We start from the raw sequence: 16,931 nt of genomic DNA on the forward strand, positions 1-16,931 counted from the left end.
TGATTCATGAACAATCCGACTTTCCAAGAACAGATCCAGGATCTGTGGCGGACCCGCCCCGTGCGTCTGCCGGCACAAGGTCACGTGGCCGGGGTATGCGCCGGAATCGGATACCGGTACGGCATCGACCCCATTCTGGTTCGTGTGGCGTTCGTGGCCTCCACCATTTTCGGCGGCTCAGGCATCCTTCTCTACCTCGCCGGCTGGTTGGTGCTCGCCCGCGCCGGTGACGGATCGTCCCCAGCGCAGTCGTTGATGGGCCGCGGACACAGCTCCGATTCCAGCACCAAGACCATCGTCTTGTTGGTGGCTCTCGCCATCGCGGCTACGACTGTCGGCCCCGTCGGCGTCGGCCTGGGTGGTTCCGGTCTGATCGGGCTGATTCTGATGGTCGGAGGCCTGTGGCTGCTCTACCAACGAGCGCCTGTCCCGCCTGCGCTGCCACAGAGCACGTCACCGTACGTCGGTGCGGGTACCGCGTATCCAGGCACGGGTTTCACGCCCGGGCCGTTCACTCCCGGATACTTCGCACCCAATCAGCCGCCCATGTACACGCCGTACACCAAACTTCCCGACAGCTACGTGCCCGAGGAACGACCGGCTGAGCAATCACAGCAGTCACCGCAATCCCAAGCCGATCATCCGACGATCAACCTCTCCAAGGACCCGGGACCTTCGGTCACGACCAATCCGACCGAGGTGATCGGCGAGGCCGCCATCACACCGCCCTCCTGGGATCCGCTCGGTGTCGCTCCGTTCGCCTGGGATCTCCCGGACCCGGCAGTCAAGGCCACGCCGCTGCTGCCTTTGCCACCACGTAAGCGTCGCTCGCGTTGGACGCTGACGGTCCTCGGACTCGCAATCATCGTCGCCGCCGTCACCGGGGCAGCGGGCGCCGCAACCGGCAACGAGTGGTTCACTCCCGGCCGAGTCGGTGCTGTCGGACTCGCCGTCATCGCCCTCGGCCTGATCCTCGGGGCATTCTTCCGCAAGGGGTACGGCCTGCTGGTCGTCACCGGACCACTCGTGGGTTTCGTGCTTCTCGCCTCGTTGGTCTACCCGATCGAGTTCGACGCCTCGGGTGAGCAAAGGTGGACTCCGGCAACAGCTTCCGAGCTGGACCCGTCGTACTCGGGAGCCTTCGGCAGCTTCACTCTCGACCTCAACGGGGTCAAGTTCACCGAGGACAAGACCATCGACGTCGCGGCGTCGTTCGGCGAGTTCACCGTCATCGTGCCACCAACCGTCAACGTCAAGAACAGCTGCACCGTCGTCATGGGTGACGGATCAGGTTGCCTCGACGGCGGAATACACCCGGGCCGTGATGTGACACCGGATTCACCCACACTGACCATCAACGCCAAAGCAACGTTCGGCAGCCTGAAGGTGACGCAATCATGAGCGACTTCGACGAGACCACAGACCCGGACGAGATCCGAGAATCCAAGCGCCCCTCAGCACTTCTGCTGATCGCAGGGTTGGCCGCACTGTTGATCAGTGTGTGGGCGTTGGTCGGCCCGTTCTCCCTGGCACCGGCAACGAATATTCAATTCCGTTGGCTGTTCGTCGGTGCCGCCGTCGTGGCAGGACTACTGCTGGTGATCCTGCCGAATCGACGAAACCGCAAGTAAAACTGCTGTGCGCCTTTATTAACCGCGGGGGGTTAACAAAGGCGCACAGTTGTTTTTATTCCCACTCGATAGTTCCCGGTGGCTTGCTCGTCACGTCGAGGACTACGCGGTTCACGTCCGCAACCTCGTTGGTGATTCGAGTCGAGATGCGCTCGAGGGTCTCGTACGGCAGACGCGTCCAGTCCGCGGTCATCGCGTCTTCACTCGAGACCGGACGCAACACGATCGGATGACCGTAAGTACGGCCGTCGCCCTGCACACCTACGCTGCGGACATCGGCGAGGAGAACCACCGGGCACTGCCAGATCGTTCCGTCCAAGCCTGCAGACGTAAGCTCTTCGCGCGCAATGGAATCTGCCTGACGCAGGATTTCGAGGCGATCGCGGGTGACCTCACCGATGATGCGGATGCCGAGCCCGGGACCGGGGAACGGCTGGCGTCCGACGATCTCTTCCGGCAGGCCGAGTTCGCGTCCGACGGCACGGACCTCGTCCTTGAACAGCAGACGCAGCGGTTCGACCAACTTGAACTGCAGGTCTTCCGGAAGTCCGCCGACGTTGTGGTGGCTCTTGATGTTTGCGGTTCCCGTGCCGCCGCCGGACTCCACGACGTCCGGGTACAGAGTGCCCTGGACGAGGAAGTCGACGGTCGCACCGTGAGATGCGTTCTCGCCCAGAACATCACTGACTGCGCCTTCGAAGCTGCGGATGAACTCGCGGCCGATGATCTTGCGCTTGGTCTCGGGATCGGTGACCCCTGCCAGCTCACCGATGAAGGTGTCGGCAGCATCCACCGTGATCAGGCGAGCGCCGGTTGCCGCGACAAAATCCTGCTCGACCTGCGTGCGCTCACCGGCGCGCATCAAACCGTGATCGACGAAGACGCATGTCAACCGGTCGCCGATTGCGCGCTGAACAAGCGCAGCGGCAACAGCGGAGTCGACGCCACCGGACAGACCGCAAATGGCGTGTCCGTCTCCGACCTGCTCGCGAACCTGCTCGATCAGCGCGTCGGCGATGTTGGATGCCGTCCATGCCGCCGGGATGCCTGCGATCTCGTGCAGGAAGCGGCTCAGGACCTGCTGACCGTGCGGTGAATGCAAAACCTCGGGGTGGTACTGCACACCGGCGAGCTTGCGGGCGCGGTCCTCGAACGCTGCGACGGGAGCACCATCGCTGCTCGCGGTCACCTCGAAGCCGGAAGGCGCTTCGGTGACGGCGTCGCCGTGGCTCATCCATACGGGCTGCGTCGAGGGAAGACCGTCGTGGAGCAATCCGCCGGATACCGCGATGTCGGTACGGCCGTATTCGCGGGTACCGGTCTCGGCGACGGTGCCGCCGAGAGCGCCTGCCATTGCCTGGAATCCGTAGCAGATTCCGAAAACCGGGATGTCGTGATCAAAAAGTGCGGGATCAAGCTTGGGGGCACCGTCTGCGTAGACACTCGAGGGCCCACCCGAGAGCACAACAGCCAAGGGGTTCTTGGCCACGATCTCCTCGACGGTCGTGGTGTGCGGAATCACCTCCGAGTAGACCTTGGCTTCGCGAACTCGCCGTGCGATCAACTGCGCGTACTGCGCTCCGAAGTCGACGACAAGAACTGGTCTCTGCTGCTCGATATCTGCCACAGGTGCAGTCTAATCGCCGCAGCCAGCGCTTCTGCGCACGCATGGACTCAGTCCACTCCGCGAGCGAGCAGGCGCGAGGTACATCACTACAAAGCCCGACCCTGACAACTGAGGGGCGACGGCACGTCAATCTAGACCATCGTCCAGGTCAACGGCATCTCAATTGCCCGCACCTTAGCCTCGGCAATCAATTCGTCGACATCATCGCAGGCCAGAGCCCGAAATGGACGAAGGGTGAATTTTCTGGACGTTTGACCGATTCGCCTGAACCAAACGTCCAGTAAAGGTAATCTCGCCCGTCAAGTGATCAGGATCACGATCGCAAACGGCCGGCGCCGCCGAACGGCGCTCACCTCGAGGAGGACCTGTGCGTCGATTCATACGACGACTCGCCATACCTGTCGCGGCCGTGACGGCAGCCGCCGGACTTCTAGTCCTCGGCACGCCGGCCACTGCTGACGAAGCCCCGCCGACCACCTTCACCGGCACGACCGACAACCTGATCTTCACGAAGAGTGTCATCGGGAACGCGGCAGTTCACCCAGGTGACACCGTCACGTACAAGACCGAGATCAAGCACAACGAAAGCGGCATCGAACGGTCGATCGCAAAGATCCGTGACATACCTCCCGCAGGATTTGTCCTCGTGCCAGGCAGCGCCAAGGCCACCTACCTGGGTGTGACCAACCGGGCCACGATCAGCAACGAATCAGATGGCGGAGTCACCGCGAAGTGCTCGAGCGGCTGCACCTTCCTGGTCGGTGGATTCGTGGTCAAGAAGAACCAACCCGTCACCCTCGAGGCGACCTACACGGTCCCCGTCGGAACAGCCTTCGGGACGTACGACAGCGGCATGCTCTTCGATGTCAACGCCTTCAGCTCACAGCAGGGCCTCAACCCGATCAATGTCAACGTCCAGGTAGTCGACCCGTCGGTCGCCACCGGAACCACACTGGTTGCACCCGCAACAGCGAAGGTCGGCACTCCGGTCGACCTGACCGCGACAGTTGCGCCGTCCAACGCGACCGGCACCGTCCAGTTCAAGGACGGCGGAAACGACATCGGCTCACCGGTCACGGTTTCGAGCGGTAGCGCCACCCTGTCCCACACCTTCGCCAGCGTCGGCGCACACGACATCACCGCCGCGTACAACGCCGGGTCGGGATTCCACAGTTCGACCTCCGGAGTCCAGACCGTCGACGTCTCCGCGGACACCACCACCACGATCTCGGCTCCGAACGCCGCGTTGGTCGGTGACAGCATCACCGTGAGCGCCGTCGTCACACCGGCAAACGCCGTGGGCACGGTGCAGTTCAAGGACGGCGAAACCAATCTCGGCGCACCGGTAGCAGTTGCCAACGGGACAGCTTCCCTGACGCGCAGCTACGACGCTTCCGGCACACACAGCTTCACCGCAGTGTTCACCGGCGAGGCCGGCTACGGCGATTCCGTCTCCACCGCAACCCAACTCGACGTCAGCGATCCCGATTGGGGAACCACGACAACAGTTGTCGAACCGCTCACCGCAGTAGTCGGTGAACCGACCAACCTCTCGGCCACCGTCTCCCCCATCCCGAGCAGCGGAACCGTGACGTTCAAGGTCGACGGCAGCGAGGTCGGTACGGCACCCGTCGGCACGGGTGACGGCGTTGCAATTCTCCCGCACACCTTCGCATCAGCGGGCGCTGCGGCCGTGACGGCAGAGTTCTCCGGCGGAACCGGATTCATCGGCTCCACGTCCACCTCGTTCACGGTGAACGTGACCGATCCCGAGCCCGCTCGCGCCGACACCACGACGTCTCTGACCGTCAGCGGCTCGGCTCAGGTCGGAAAGGCATTGCAGCTCAAGGCCACCGTCGCACCCGGAACAGCAAACGGAATGATCCAGTTCAAGTCCGGCACGACGCCCATCGGCGCACCCGTTGCCGTCGTCAACGGTGTCGCGACGCTCACGCACACCTTCGACGACGAGGGAACTTTCGGCCTCACTGCCAACTTCGTCGGCGACGCCGGTTGGAAGAACTCCGTCTCCGGCCCGACGGTCGTGCAGGTCGGCACCGCACCGACCGACGGCGGCGGCACCGGAAGCGTGGACACCGGTTCGCTCAGCGGACTCATCCCGCTCTTCGGAAGCTAGTCCCCCACATCAGCTTTGGACACCACTCCCGTACCGAACTCAGGAGAATCCATGTTCGTGCATTCCAGACGCCGCATCGCGGCGCCGATCGCCGTCACGGCACTCGCCAGTGGCGTGATCCTCGCGGGAATCCCCGCATCGGCAGCCCCGGTGACAACAACCTTCGGCACGAGTTGCCTGGCAACCCCGTCCGCTGTCGCCGGTCCGACCACGCAGTCCCAGTCCGGCTCGGTCATCGTCGACGCGCCGGAATCCATCGGAGCCGGTGAAACCTTCGAGGTCACCATCCAACCGGGTCCCATCGCCTTTCCCGGCTCCGCTTCGGGGGCGACCGTCCAGAACGTCTCCCGTATCAAGGTCGACGTCGACGTTCCTGCGAACGCCACCCTGGTGGAAGCCACCATCGTCCCCGGCACTTCGGCGGGGCTCAGCGGTGCCGCGCCGAACATCTTGCGCGTCAACGAGAACGGCAACGTCGATCCCAACGGAACGATTCTGCGCCTCTCCGGAAACAACCAGGTCATCGGAAACAGCCCCAGCTCGAGCACCAGCTCCGAAGGCGGAATCGTCGTCAAGGCGACCGGCAAGAACGTCGACGGTTCCAACAATGCCGACGGCTACACCCAGTTCCAACTCCCCCAGGTCAAGGCAGTTCTCAAGGCCGGCGACTCGGGCGAGGTAGCCATGAAGGTACGCACCGGCGGTAGCGCAGGAGCCTGGAACAACGATCGCAACTTCCTCACATTCCTCCCCAAGGCCACCCTGGTCATCACCGCCTGGGCGCCCACGCGGTGCACCCCGCGTGACGCCGAGAACGGCCCCCTCAACAGCGGCGCCGGACCCCTCGCCACCACGCGAATCATCGAGGCGGACAAGGCAACCACCACCACGGTCGTCGGACCGGCCAACGCCAAGAACGGAACGCCCGTCACGCTGTCAGCCAACATCAGTGGCGGCGCAACCGGCGGAACCGTCCAGTTCTTCGACGGCGACAACCCACTCGAGGACGCAGTGCCGGTAACGGCTGGATCGGCCAGCATCTCCCCGACCTTCACCGAGGACGGGCCGCACTCCATCACCGCGAGCTACAGCGGCGCACCCGGATTCCTGGCGTCGACGTCGGCGTCGGCCAAGATCGTGACCGTCACGACGGACGCACCGCCTGACGCCGTGACCACCACTGCCACGGTTTCGCCGTCGACCGCGAAGGTCGGTCAGGACGTGAACCTCACTGCCAAGGTCGATCCGCAGGGAACCGGTGGCACCGTCGACTTCATCGTCGACGGCACCGAAACGGTCAGTGCCACAGTCGGAACCGACGGAGTTGCCGTCGCTCCGTACACCTTCGCCTCGACCGGAACGCACAAGGTTGTCGCGAAGTTCACCGGCTCACCAGGATTCGCGCCGTCTGCTGCCCCGGCCTTCCCGGTGAGTGTCACGACACCGGCTCCGGCTGACGTCGAGACGACTACGGTTCTCGACGCCGTCGGAACCGTCCAGAAGAACACCCCGGTGACGCTCAAGGCAACGGTCGATCCGGCCGGCGCCACGGGCAAGGTCCAGTTCAAGGTCGGTGACACCCTCATCGGTGGACCGGTCGACGTGGTCAACGGTGTCGCGACGGTACCGGCGACGTTCTACAACTCCGGGACCTACAGTGTCACTGCCGAATTCGTGGGCGCTTCGGGCTACACGTCCTCCGCATCTGCGCCGCAGACCCTGACCGTCCCCGGTGATACGGACGGCGGACCCGGAGGCGGGACCGGCAGCCTCGACCTCGGCACCCTGTTCGGGTCACTCGGAGGCTGACACCCTGAAACAGAGATGGGGCGTGTCGTCGAATCTTCGACGACACGCCCCATCCTCGTTTGCGGCGACCTTATCCGGCTGCAGGCTCCGCCGGAACAGCGGTAGCAGTCTTGCCGCCGGTGATCTTCACGATCGGCAGAACCAGGGCAGCCGGAGCCGACGCCGGCACCACGGGTGACTTGGGTGCGATCGGAGCCAAACGCTCGTAGCCGCTGCCCTGAGCGGGACGCAGGTCCGTCTCCCCCTTGTTCGGCCACAGCGAGGCCGAGCGCTCGGCCTGAGCGGCAATGGTCAGCGACGGATTCACACCGAGATTGGCCGAGACCGCTGCGCCGTCGACGACGCTGAGCGTCGGGTAGCCGTAGACGCGGTGGTAGGGATCGATGACCCCGTGATCGGAATCCGACGCGATAGCGCAACCGCCGAGGAAGTGCGCCGTCAGGGGCACGTTGAAGATCTCGCCCCACGTACCGCCTGCGACGCCGTCGATCTTCGCGGCAACTCGACGCGTCGCCTCGTTGCCCTCCGGAATCCACGTCGGGTTCGGCTGACCGTGGCCCTGCTTGCTGGTGACCTTGCGTCGACCGAACAAGCCCTTCTTCGTGTACGTGGTGATGGAGTTGTCGAGGTTCTGCATGACCAGTGCAATGATCGTGCGCTCGCTCCAGTCCTTGACCGTCAGCATGCGCAGCATCTGGTACGGGTTCTTCGCGACCACACCGAGGAACTTGATCCACCGTGGTGTCGTGCCGCCGCCGTCCGTCATCAAGGTCTGAAGGAGTCCCATCGCGTTGGAACCCTTGCCGTAGCGGACCGGCTCGATGTGAGTGTCACTGCTCGGGTGGAACGACGACGTGATCGCCACTCCGCGGGTCAGGTCAAGAGCAGGATCGACCTTGTACTTGCCTGCGCCGACGATGGACTCGGAGTTCGTTCGCGTCAGCTCGCCGAGCTTGTCGGAGAGCTTGGGCAGCGCTCCGGTGTCCTTCATGTCGAAGAGAAGATGCTGAGTGCCCCACGTTCCGGCCGCGAGAATGACGTTCGCAGCCGTGTACGTGCGGCGGTTCTTGCGTCCGAATGCACCGGTTCGCTCGGTGAACACGTCCCACGAACCGTCGCGAGCCTCACGAAGCCCGGACACGGTGGTCATCGGAATGATCTCGGCGCCGGCTGTCTCGGCAAGGCCCAGATAGTTCTTGAGGAGCGTGTTCTTCGCTCCGTGACGGCAGCCTGTCATGCACTCGCCACACTCGATGCAACCGGTGCGCTCGGGGCCGACGCCGCCGAAGTACGGGTCCTTCGCCTTCTTGCCCGGCTCACCGAAGTAGACGCCGACGGGCGTCTGGATGAACGTGTCTCCGACGCCCATGTCGTCGGCGACCGACTTCATGATCTCGTCGGCGGGCGTCATGTGCGGATTGCGGACCACACCGAGCATCTTCTGAGCCTGCTCGTAGTACGGCGTGAGTTCACTGCGCCAATCGGTGATGTGCGCCCACTGCTTGTCTTGGAAGAACGGCTCCGGCGGCTGGTAGAGCGTGTTGGCGTAGTTCAACGAACCGCCGCCGACACCCGCTCCCGCGAGAATGAGGCAGTCGCGCAGCAGATGGACGCGCTGAATGCCGAAGCAACCCAGCTTCGGAGCCCAGAGGAACTTCTTGAGATCCCAACTGGTCTTCGCGAAGTCTTCGTCGGCATACCGCCTGCCGGCTTCGATGACGCCGACCTTGTAGCCCTTCTCCACGAGACGAAGCGCACTCACGCTTCCGCCGAACCCGGATCCGACGATCAGTACGTCGTAGTCCGTTGCCCGTTGCTTGCCCATCAGGACACCTCCACCGTGAACCGTAGTTACCCGCCAGTATGCACCTATTCCTTGTGACTACCACCACAAGGGGTCTTATAAGCGTAACCGCAAGTATCAGGAACGGAAGAAAGTCCTGCACAACGAACTGTGGCCCCGGTTCACGAGGAACCAAGGCCACAGAAAGGTACAGACTACGCGCGGACTGTCAGCCCGACCTTCTGGAACTCCTTGAGATCGGAGTATCCGGCCTTCGCCATCGACCGACGGAGACCACCGACGAAGTTCAGCGAACCGTACGGATCGTCCGAAGGGCCGCTCAGAACCTGGTCCAGACTCGGACGCTCCCCATAGGAAACCGGAAGAAGTGCTCCACGCGGAACCGAAGGATGAGCCGCAGCGGACGGCCAGTACCAGCCGCCACCCGGCGCCTCGGCGGACACGGCCAGCGGCGTGCCCAGAACGGCAGCGTCGGCACCGCAGGCGATGGCCTTCGCCAGATCACCCGAAGTTGTGATGTCACCGTCGGCGATGACGTGGACGTAGCGTCCACCCGTCTCGTCGAGGTAGTCACGCCTGGCTGCTGCAGCATCGGCAATGGCCGTGGCCATCGGAACGCCGATGCCCAGGACCTCACCGGTGGTGGTTGCGCCCTCGGTGGAGCCGTACCCGACGATGACGCCGGCGGCGCCGGTACGCATCAGGTGCAGGGCGGTGCGGTGGTCGCTGACCCCACCCGCGACGACCGGAACGTCGAGCTCTGAGATGAACGTCTTGAGGTTGAGTGGTTCCTGCTCGGTGTGCACGACGTGCTCGGCCGAGATGATCGTGCCGTGGACGACCAACAGGTCGATTCCGGCCTTGATCAGCTCAGGCGTCAGTGCGCGCGCATTCTGCGGGCTGACGCGAACGGCAGTGGTGACCCCCGAATCACGGACCTGCGCGACCGCGGCGGCCAGAAGACCGGCCTGCAGCGGTGCCGCGTGCAACTCCTGCAGATAACGGATGGCCGCGTCGACCCCACCGTCCTTCTCGGCGATCTCGACGAGACGCCGGAGCTTCTCCTCGACATCGGGGTGACGGCCCCACAGGCCTTCACCGTTGATGACACCGAGGCCGCCGCGCTTACCCAGCTCGATCGCGAAGGTCGGTGAGACCAATGCGTCGGTGGGATGTGCGAGGACTGGAATGTCGAACCTGTAAGCGTCGAGCTGCCAAGCAGTCGACACCTCCTTCGACGAACGGGTTCGCCGGGAGGGAACGATGTTCACATCGTCCAACTCGTAGGTACGTCGGGCCGTTCGACCCATGCCGATCTCAACGAGGTCGCGCACGCGCGCCCCTTTCTCGTGTACTGGTTGCTAACGAGCGGTGTAGTTGGGTGCTTCGACAGTCATCGTGATGTCGTGCGGATGGCTTTCCTTCAAACCGGCCGCCGTGATCTGGACGAACTGAGCGTTCTGCAGGTGCTCGATCGTCGCCGACCCCGTGTATCCCATGGCAGCGCGCAGACCACCGGTGAGCTGGTGCGTCACCTGCGAGAGCGGGCCACGGAACGGAACACGTCCTTCGATGCCTTCCGGAACCAACTTGTCCTCGGAAAGTACGTCGTCCTGGAAGTACCGGTCCTTGGAGTACGACTTGGCCTCGCCACGCGACTGCATCGCGCCGAGCGAACCCATTCCGCGGTAGCTCTTGAACTGCTTGCCGCCGACCAGAATCAGTTCGCCGGGCGATTCAGCGGTACCGGCCAGCAGCGAACCCAGCATGGCCGTCGACGCACCTGCGGCAAGAGCCTTCGCGATGTCACCGGAGAACTGGAGTCCACCGTCAGCGATGACGGGCACACCGAGAGGCTTGCACGCGGCAACCGCTTCCAGGATGGCCGTGACCTGAGGGGCACCGACACCGGCGATGACGCGGGTGGTGCAGATGGAACCAGGGCCGACTCCGACCTTGACGGCATCGACGCCGGCTTCGACCAGAGCCAGAGCACCCGCACGCGTAGCGACGTTGCCACCGATGATCTGAACCCGCTCGCCCAGTTCACGCTTGAGCTTGGCGATCATGTCGAGAACATTGGACGAATGCCCGTGCGCACTGTCCACCACGAGTACGTCCACACCGGCATCGGTGAGCGCCATCGCGCGCTGGAAGGCGTCATCGCCAGCACCGACTGCAGCGCCGACGAGCAGTCGCCCGTCACGGTCCTTGGTGGCGTCGGGATGCTGCTCGGTCTTGACGAAGTCCTTGACCGTGATCAGACCGGTGAGCTTGCCGTTTCCGTCGACGATCGGCAGCTTCTCGATCTTGTGCCGACGAAGAAGGCCCAGTGCCACGTCAGCGGTGACGCCTTCCTGAGCGGTGATCAGCGGCATCTTCGTCATGATCTCGACGACCGGGCGGTTCTGGTCGACCTCGAAACGCATGTCACGGTTCGTGACGATGCCGACCAGCTGGCCGGCGTCGTCGGTGACCGGCAGACCCGAGATGCGGAAGCGAGCGCACTTCGCGTCGACCTCGCCCATCGTGTCGGTCGGCTTACACGTGACGGGATCGGTCACCATGCCGGCCTCGGAGCGCTTGACGGTCTCGACTTGTCCTGCCTGGACGTCGACCGACGAGTTGCGGTGCAGTACACCCATGCCGCCGGCGCGTGCCATCGCAATTGCCATGCGCGACTCGGTGACGGTGTCCATCGCAGAACTGACCAACGGGATCCGCAGACGGATGTCGCGAGTCAGTTGACTGGACGTGTCGACCTGGCTCGGGATGACGTCGGACGCGGCAGGCAACAGCAGCACGTCGTCGTATGTCAGTCCCAGCATCGCGACCTTGTTGGGGTCGTCTCCTCCGGTGTGTACATGTCCTGCAGAACTACTCATGCGGTCAGGACCCTCCATGGACCTAGATTCGCCCAGGGCGACCGCTGTAGCAGCCGCCTCGAAACGGATTACGAAAGCTGGATATCGGATAGAAGGCACCTGCACAGAAAGATATTCCTGGCACCTTTTCCCGGCGTTGCACACCATGGTATCGGCTCACTCAAAGGTCCGAACCATCCCACCCACGCTGCGGGTACGCGTAACAAGTGGCGCTGACCCCCCTGACCTGCGTACCGTGGTGCTGTGCGTGATCAACTGCCCCCCGGTCTGCCGCCAGATCCCTTCGCCGGCGACCCAGCTGACCCCTCCGCGGCTCTCGATGCCATCGAGCCGGGCCAACCACTCGACCCCCACGAACGCCAAGCGGTCGAGGAGGATCTCGCTGACCTCGCCGTTTACGAGGCACTCCTCGCTCACCGCGGCATCCGCGGTCTCGTAGTGTGCTGCGAGGACTGCCAACAAGATCACTACCACGACTGGGACATGCTGCGCGCAAACCTGCTCCAGCTCCTCGTGGACGGAACCGTCCGCCCCCACGAGCCCGCCTACGACCCCATGCCTGAGGCATATGTCACGTGGGACTACTGCCGCGGATATGCCGACGCGTCGATGAACGAGGCGATGCACGGCGACGGTTTCGACAACTGAGCGAAACCCCACCAAGTTCATTCGAAAGTGGCCGACAAGCAATTGCTTGTCGGCCACTTTCGTATGACTTCGATTCGTATGACTTCGATTCGTATGACTTAGATCGAAACGATGCGATCAGGGCGGGGGTGAAGAAGAATCACCCGACGGCGACGAGGCCGGGGCCAGCGACGTCGTTGTCGTGGCTGTCGTCGTTGTTGTCGTGGTCGTTGTCGTGGGCGACGATGACGGTGTCGACGACGCCGACGTCGGCGGCAACTGCAGCTGCACTCCCGGATCTGGTTTGGTCGAACTTGTCGGTTCGCCAGGTCCTTGAGGATTGAGCGGTTTGACCGAGGAGCCCGGAATTGCCGTGATCGAAGTGGTCGGGCCAGCCGGCTGACCACTCGTCGACGGCGGTATGGCGGGTGACGTGGTCTCCTGGACCTGCGTCATCAACTTGCCCCAACGCTCGACGAGATCCGTCTTGTCCTGCGAGTCCTTGACCGCATCGGCACGGTGAGCTGCGTTGTCCAACACCATCTTTGCCGCGGGAATGTCCCCAGCAGCCAACAGGCGCTCGGCCTTTTCCAGCTCGGATGTCGTGTCGATTTTCGCTACCGTCGAGTTTGCCTCGTCGGTGAAGACGACCTGCTTGACGCCCCAGAGAGCATCGCCGGGCTGGGCGTCGTACGCCATCGCCGTGGCGCCACCGAAGACCACTGCTGCAACAGCTGCAGCGGCGGCGATCGGACGAACCACACGCAATCGAGAACGGGAACGCTGACGATCGGAGAAGCCGGACGGCGTCGCTGTGATCGCAGCGATGACATCGTCCAACAACGGACCCTCGGGCATCGGAGTCGCAACGACATCGTCACGCCATTGCGAGAGAATCAACGCAAGTTCGTACTGTTCGGTGCTATCGGTTGCTACCGGTCCACCACTCGAAATGGATTCGATCAGCGCATCGTCACGCCGAACCGCAGCCAAATCCACTGGCGTACCGTCGTCGGCGAGATCACCGAGATTCGAAGCGTCACGCTCCTCGTCTCTAGCCAAAGCTCTCACCTGCTTTCGTTACTTCTTTTTTCAGTTTCGCGATCGCCCTGTGCTGAGCGACTCGTACAGCTCCGGCGGTACTACCGACGGCGACGGCCGTTTCCTCGGCCGACATCCCGACCACCAGGCGAAGTATCAAGATTTCTCGATGCTTCTCCGGAAGTGTGCCGAGCAGTTCGTGCATCTGTCTACTGGATTCCGAATCGAGTGCTCGCTGTTCGGGACCATCATCCAGTGCTATTACATCCGGTACTTCGGAAACGGGCTCCGACTTGTTACGGGCGGAGCTTCGATGTGCGTCCGCAACCTTGTGTGCCGCAATTCCGTACACAAAGGCCATGAACGGGCGTCCCTGGTCTTGATAACGCGGCAGCGCGGTCATCACGGCCAGACACACTTCCTGTGCGACGTCGTCAGCGGACAGGTGTCCTCGCTCGGCCGCACCCACTCGACCGCGGCAGTAGCGCACCACCATCGGTCGGATGTTCTCCAGAACCAAAGCTAGAGCTGTACGGTCGCCCTGCGCAGCAGCGGCGACCGCGGTGTCCAACTCATCGCTCGTATTTGTCATCGTCAGCGAAAATCCTGGCGTTACAGTGGCACCTCCCGAGCGGGTGTGCTCCCGCTCTCAGCGGAACCCTCTAAGAGTAACCATCCGGACCGGCTGGTCTCCGCATGCCCGCCCAGCAGTCGCGATATCGAATCACCCCTGTCTGGAATGTTCTCCGGACACTTTCAGCGAAGCGGCTACGACAAAGGGAGGAGTGATCCACCTCGCATCGCAATCAGATCGCCGATCTCACGGGCACTCGGCGAGGTCCTCCCGCCGGTCACACCCTCGATCAACATCGACGACGCCCAGGCCAGGGGCAGCAGACCGTACTGCTGACACTGTGCGAGCACATCCACTGCCGACTCCACGGCAGCGCTCGGGCCTGTTCCGGTCAGAGCGGCGCTGCGCAGGAGACCCGACTTCACGCGGTGCCGGACGGACTCCGATTCCCCTGACAATTCGACGGCGCGTTCTGCGTGTCTGCCGGCGCGCGTGAAGTCACCTCCCGCCAGCGCCAGTTCCGCCGAGACCCATTCGATCCGAATTTCCTGCCGCCACAGCCCACCGTCGACAACCAGTGCACCGTCGTCGTCGAGACGACGCCGACACTCCCCCAGCAGCCGCCAGCCGAGCGGGAGCCGGCCACAGCCGAGGGCGTCCGCGGCCAGGCCGGTCAGCGCATCACAGGCAGCCTCCGGGTTGACGGGCAGGCCGTCGACTATCGCCAATGCACACCCGTCCCACGTGGCCGCGAGCGCATGGCGTCCGCTTTGACGAAGAAACGACGCTCTTGTGCTGGCAGACAGAGAGGCAAGGACTCGATCCGAATGCGTCGAGAACCCCGACGTGCGCCGGTCCAGGACATCCAAGGCCGCCCGCGCTCGGGCGTAGTGCCCCTGACCACCCAGAACTACTGCCGTTGTCCACCAATCCCGGGTGGAGCCGGGCGCCGGGAGCCGGTCGAGGCCCGGATCCGCGCCGAATGCGGCGGACTCGAGGGTCTTGGATCGTACAGATGCTTCAGGGCGCGCAGGTGTCGACACAGGTAGATCATCGCAGCAGCACCAGAAGACAAGCGCACGACCAGTGCCTAACCCGCACAGAAACACCAAAAGGCAAGTTTGTCGGAGTTAATCAGATATTCAACTGAGATTTGCCAAATGTACTCGTAATGATATTTAACGGGCATATATCCGTGACGTTAACTGCGCATTACTTATTGGACAGATGTCCTAGTTGAAACTTGGGCACTAAGTCCCGAAATGGAGCGAAACCTCGTTCGCTCAATATCGGACAAATGACGCAAACCGAGCTGAACGACGGAGTGATTTCGCCGGGCGATCAGCAGCAAACATATCCCTGATCTGTGGGTTTCGCATCTCGAGCAGCCAGGTTTCTCGGTCAGCCCATCGATCGACCCGATTCCGACATCGGCGCAGCACAACGCACGAAGGAACCGAAATGTAAATATATACTTCGTTAACTCTCGCATTTCGATATATGCCGATCACCACTGAACGAGCCTATTGACGCGATTTACTCAGCACCCTTACGGTTAGCAAGCGTGAACGATTCAGAAGGCCCGGATAACCTCCGGGCAACTTGGTCCGCTCGTTGATCAACGCGAGCTTGCAGTAAGGAGTCAACATGCCTGCACCGAATCACCTTCCAGGCCCCAACGCAGACATCTGGGACTGGCAGATGCACGGTCTGTGCCGCGGAGTCGACTCCTCGATGTTCTTCCATCCTGATGGCGAACGCGGTAGAGCACGTGCCCAGCGCGAAACCCGCGCAAAAGAAATGTGCCGTCAGTGCCCGGTACTGATGCAGTGCCGCAGCCACGCGCTGACCGTCGCCGAGCCGTACGGCATCTGGGGCGGAATGTCGGAAACCGAACGTGAACTACACGCACGCCACCGTCGCACCACTCGCATAGCGTCCTGATACGCGCAGGTCGAGAGCACAAGGCCCCCGAGAGTTTTCGGGGGCTTTTGCATGCCCACATCAGTTCGTGAAAAGAATTTCCGACACCGACCCATCCTGTCGACAACCGACTCCGAATGCCTTCTGACAGTGCACCTCAGCACATCCCTTCAGGAAGGCAGACCCATGAACACCTCTACTCGAGTTCTGGCAGTCACCGCAGCAGCCTCTTTCGCCGTCTTCGGCGTCGTCGGTTGCTCCTCCGACGACAACGATTCGTCGACCGACACCTCGAGCGCCGCCATGACGTCTTCGCCCATGGGATCGAGCATGTCTCCCAGCAGCGCGATGGCAGAGCCCGCTTCTGATCTGGTCGGCGCAGGTTGTGCCGACTACGCAGCTGCAGTGCCGAGCGGCGCCGGATCGGTCAGCGGAATGGCCCAGGATCCGGTTGCCACAGCGGCATCCAACAATCCGTTGCTCACCACCTTGACCGCGGCAGTCTCCGGCCAGCTCAACCCGGACGTCAACCTGGTCGACACTCTCAACGGTGGCGAGTTCACCGTCTTCGCACCGATCGACTCGGCATTCGCCAAGATCGACCCCGCCACGATCGACAGCCTCAAGACGGACAGCGCCACGCTGACCAAGATCCTCACCTACCACGTGGTTCCCGGCCAGATCGCCCCTGACGCGATCGACGGAACGCACCCCACCGCCGAGGGCGGAACGGTCACCGTCACCGGATCCGGTGACAACATCAAGGTCAACGACGCAACCGTCGTCTGCGGTGGAGTCAAGACCGCAAACGCCACCGTCTACCTTATCGATTCGGTGCTGATGCCGCAGTAGTCCCCACCTGCTGTGCGCCTT

At 63.1% G+C, this 16,931-nt stretch carries 14 protein-coding genes; 7 read left to right on the top strand and 7 right to left on the bottom strand.

The genetic code is table 11. The features are described from left to right. Window positions 1-6 precede the first annotated feature (6 nt). Window positions 7-1,401: a PspC domain-containing protein gene (locus ACWF6P_RS14005; protein WP_452621388.1), complete on the top strand. Its 1,395-nt coding sequence runs from the start codon at window positions 7-9 to the stop codon at window positions 1,399-1,401. Beyond that, on the top strand, window positions 1,398-1,631 hold the full coding sequence (locus ACWF6P_RS14010; RefSeq protein WP_452621389.1) for a hypothetical protein: 234 nt from the start codon (window positions 1,398-1,400) through the stop codon (window positions 1,629-1,631). The genes ACWF6P_RS14005 and ACWF6P_RS14010 overlap by 4 nt, the downstream gene beginning before the upstream one ends. Window positions 1,632-1,686: 55 nt before the next feature. On the opposite strand, the gene guaA is transcribed toward ACWF6P_RS14010, so the two are convergent. Then, window positions 1,687-3,258: a glutamine-hydrolyzing GMP synthase gene (gene guaA / locus ACWF6P_RS14015; protein ID WP_452621390.1), complete on the bottom strand. Its 1,572-nt coding sequence runs from the start codon at window positions 3,256-3,258 to the stop codon at window positions 1,687-1,689. Between the two features lie 367 nt (window positions 3,259-3,625). Here guaA and ACWF6P_RS14020 point away from each other — a divergent pair, with 367 nt between their 5' ends. Both ACWF6P_RS14020 and ACWF6P_RS14025 read left to right on the top strand, forming a co-directional pair. Further along, a complete protein-coding gene (locus tag ACWF6P_RS14020) occupies window positions 3,626-5,395 on the top strand; it encodes an Ig-like domain-containing protein (RefSeq protein WP_452621391.1) in 1,770 nt (589 codons plus the stop codon). A 51-nt stretch (window positions 5,396-5,446) separates the two neighbouring features. Continuing rightward, window positions 5,447-7,204, top strand: coding sequence for an Ig-like domain-containing protein (locus tag ACWF6P_RS14025; protein ID WP_452621392.1), 1,758 nt, complete (start codon window positions 5,447-5,449; stop codon window positions 7,202-7,204). A 70-nt stretch (window positions 7,205-7,274) separates the two neighbouring features. Here the strand turns inward: ACWF6P_RS14025 and ACWF6P_RS14030 are convergent, their stop codons facing one another. The 3 genes from ACWF6P_RS14030 to guaB form a co-directional block, all read right to left on the bottom strand. Next, window positions 7,275-9,029 (bottom strand): GMC oxidoreductase, encoded by a 1,755-nt coding sequence (locus ACWF6P_RS14030; RefSeq protein ID WP_452621393.1) that lies wholly within the window; start codon window positions 9,027-9,029, stop codon window positions 7,275-7,277. 173 nt (window positions 9,030-9,202) lie between these two features. Beyond that, window positions 9,203-10,342, bottom strand: a complete 1,140-nt coding sequence (locus ACWF6P_RS14035; RefSeq protein WP_452621394.1) for a GuaB3 family IMP dehydrogenase-related protein — start codon at window positions 10,340-10,342, stop codon at window positions 9,203-9,205. Between the two features lie 27 nt (window positions 10,343-10,369). After that, window positions 10,370-11,893, bottom strand: coding sequence for an IMP dehydrogenase (gene guaB, locus ACWF6P_RS14040; protein ID WP_283303226.1), 1,524 nt, complete (start codon window positions 11,891-11,893; stop codon window positions 10,370-10,372). A 243-nt stretch (window positions 11,894-12,136) separates the two neighbouring features. Here guaB and ACWF6P_RS14045 point away from each other — a divergent pair, with 243 nt between their 5' ends. Next, entirely contained in the window at window positions 12,137-12,541 is a 405-nt protein-coding gene (locus tag ACWF6P_RS14045) for a DUF5319 domain-containing protein (protein WP_452621395.1), read from the top strand. A gap of 117 nt (window positions 12,542-12,658) precedes the next feature. On the opposite strand, the gene ACWF6P_RS14050 is transcribed toward ACWF6P_RS14045, so the two are convergent. From ACWF6P_RS14050 to ACWF6P_RS14060, 3 genes are all read right to left on the bottom strand, one after another. After that, the gene (locus ACWF6P_RS14050; protein WP_452621396.1) at window positions 12,659-13,591 is read right to left on the bottom strand and encodes an anti-sigma-D factor RsdA; all 933 of its coding nucleotides are present in this window, start codon (window positions 13,589-13,591) and stop codon (window positions 12,659-12,661) included. Then, window positions 13,575-14,153 carry a sigma-70 family RNA polymerase sigma factor gene (locus tag ACWF6P_RS14055; RefSeq protein ID WP_003940953.1) on the bottom strand — a complete coding sequence of 193 codons (579 nt, stop codon included), beginning with the start codon at window positions 14,151-14,153 and terminating at the stop codon, window positions 13,575-13,577. The genes ACWF6P_RS14050 and ACWF6P_RS14055 overlap by 17 nt, the downstream gene beginning before the upstream one ends. Before the next feature lie 176 nt (window positions 14,154-14,329). Continuing rightward, entirely contained in the window at window positions 14,330-15,178 is an 849-nt protein-coding gene (locus ACWF6P_RS14060; RefSeq protein WP_452621397.1) for a hypothetical protein, read from the bottom strand. Window positions 15,179-15,782: 604 nt separating this feature from the next. Between ACWF6P_RS14060 and ACWF6P_RS14065 the strand changes: the two genes are divergently transcribed. Further along, window positions 15,783-16,079, top strand: a complete 297-nt coding sequence (locus tag ACWF6P_RS14065; protein ID WP_003940939.1) for a WhiB family transcriptional regulator — start codon at window positions 15,783-15,785, stop codon at window positions 16,077-16,079. A gap of 165 nt (window positions 16,080-16,244) precedes the next feature. Then, window positions 16,245-16,910, top strand: a complete 666-nt coding sequence (locus tag ACWF6P_RS14070; RefSeq protein WP_230812285.1) for a fasciclin domain-containing protein — start codon at window positions 16,245-16,247, stop codon at window positions 16,908-16,910. The last annotated feature ends 21 nt before the right edge of the window (window positions 16,911-16,931 follow it).

This window comes from Rhodococcus sp. NPDC055024, from assembly GCF_053608585.1.

What these genes read in the sequence shown, in the direction of transcription:
- ACWF6P_RS14070 (WP_230812285.1), top strand. Translation starts at nt 16,245, where the DNA reads ATGAACACCTCTACTCGAGTTCTGGCAGTCACCGCAGCAGCCTCTTTC.
- ACWF6P_RS14065 (WP_003940939.1), top strand. Translation starts at nt 15,783, where the DNA reads ATGCCTGCACCGAATCACCTTCCAGGCCCCAACGCAGACATCTGGGAC.
- ACWF6P_RS14055 (WP_003940953.1), bottom strand. Translation starts at nt 14,153, where the DNA reads ATGACAAATACGAGCGATGAGTTGGACACCGCGGTCGCCGCTGCTGCG.
- ACWF6P_RS14005 (WP_452621388.1), top strand. Translation starts at nt 7, where the DNA reads ATGAACAATCCGACTTTCCAAGAACAGATCCAGGATCTGTGGCGGACC.
- ACWF6P_RS14010 (WP_452621389.1), top strand. Translation starts at nt 1,398, where the DNA reads ATGAGCGACTTCGACGAGACCACAGACCCGGACGAGATCCGAGAATCC.
- ACWF6P_RS14025 (WP_452621392.1), top strand. Translation starts at nt 5,447, where the DNA reads ATGTTCGTGCATTCCAGACGCCGCATCGCGGCGCCGATCGCCGTCACG.
- ACWF6P_RS14030 (WP_452621393.1), bottom strand. Translation starts at nt 9,029, where the DNA reads ATGGGCAAGCAACGGGCAACGGACTACGACGTACTGATCGTCGGATCC.
- guaB (WP_283303226.1), bottom strand. Translation starts at nt 11,893, where the DNA reads ATGAGTAGTTCTGCAGGACATGTACACACCGGAGGAGACGACCCCAAC.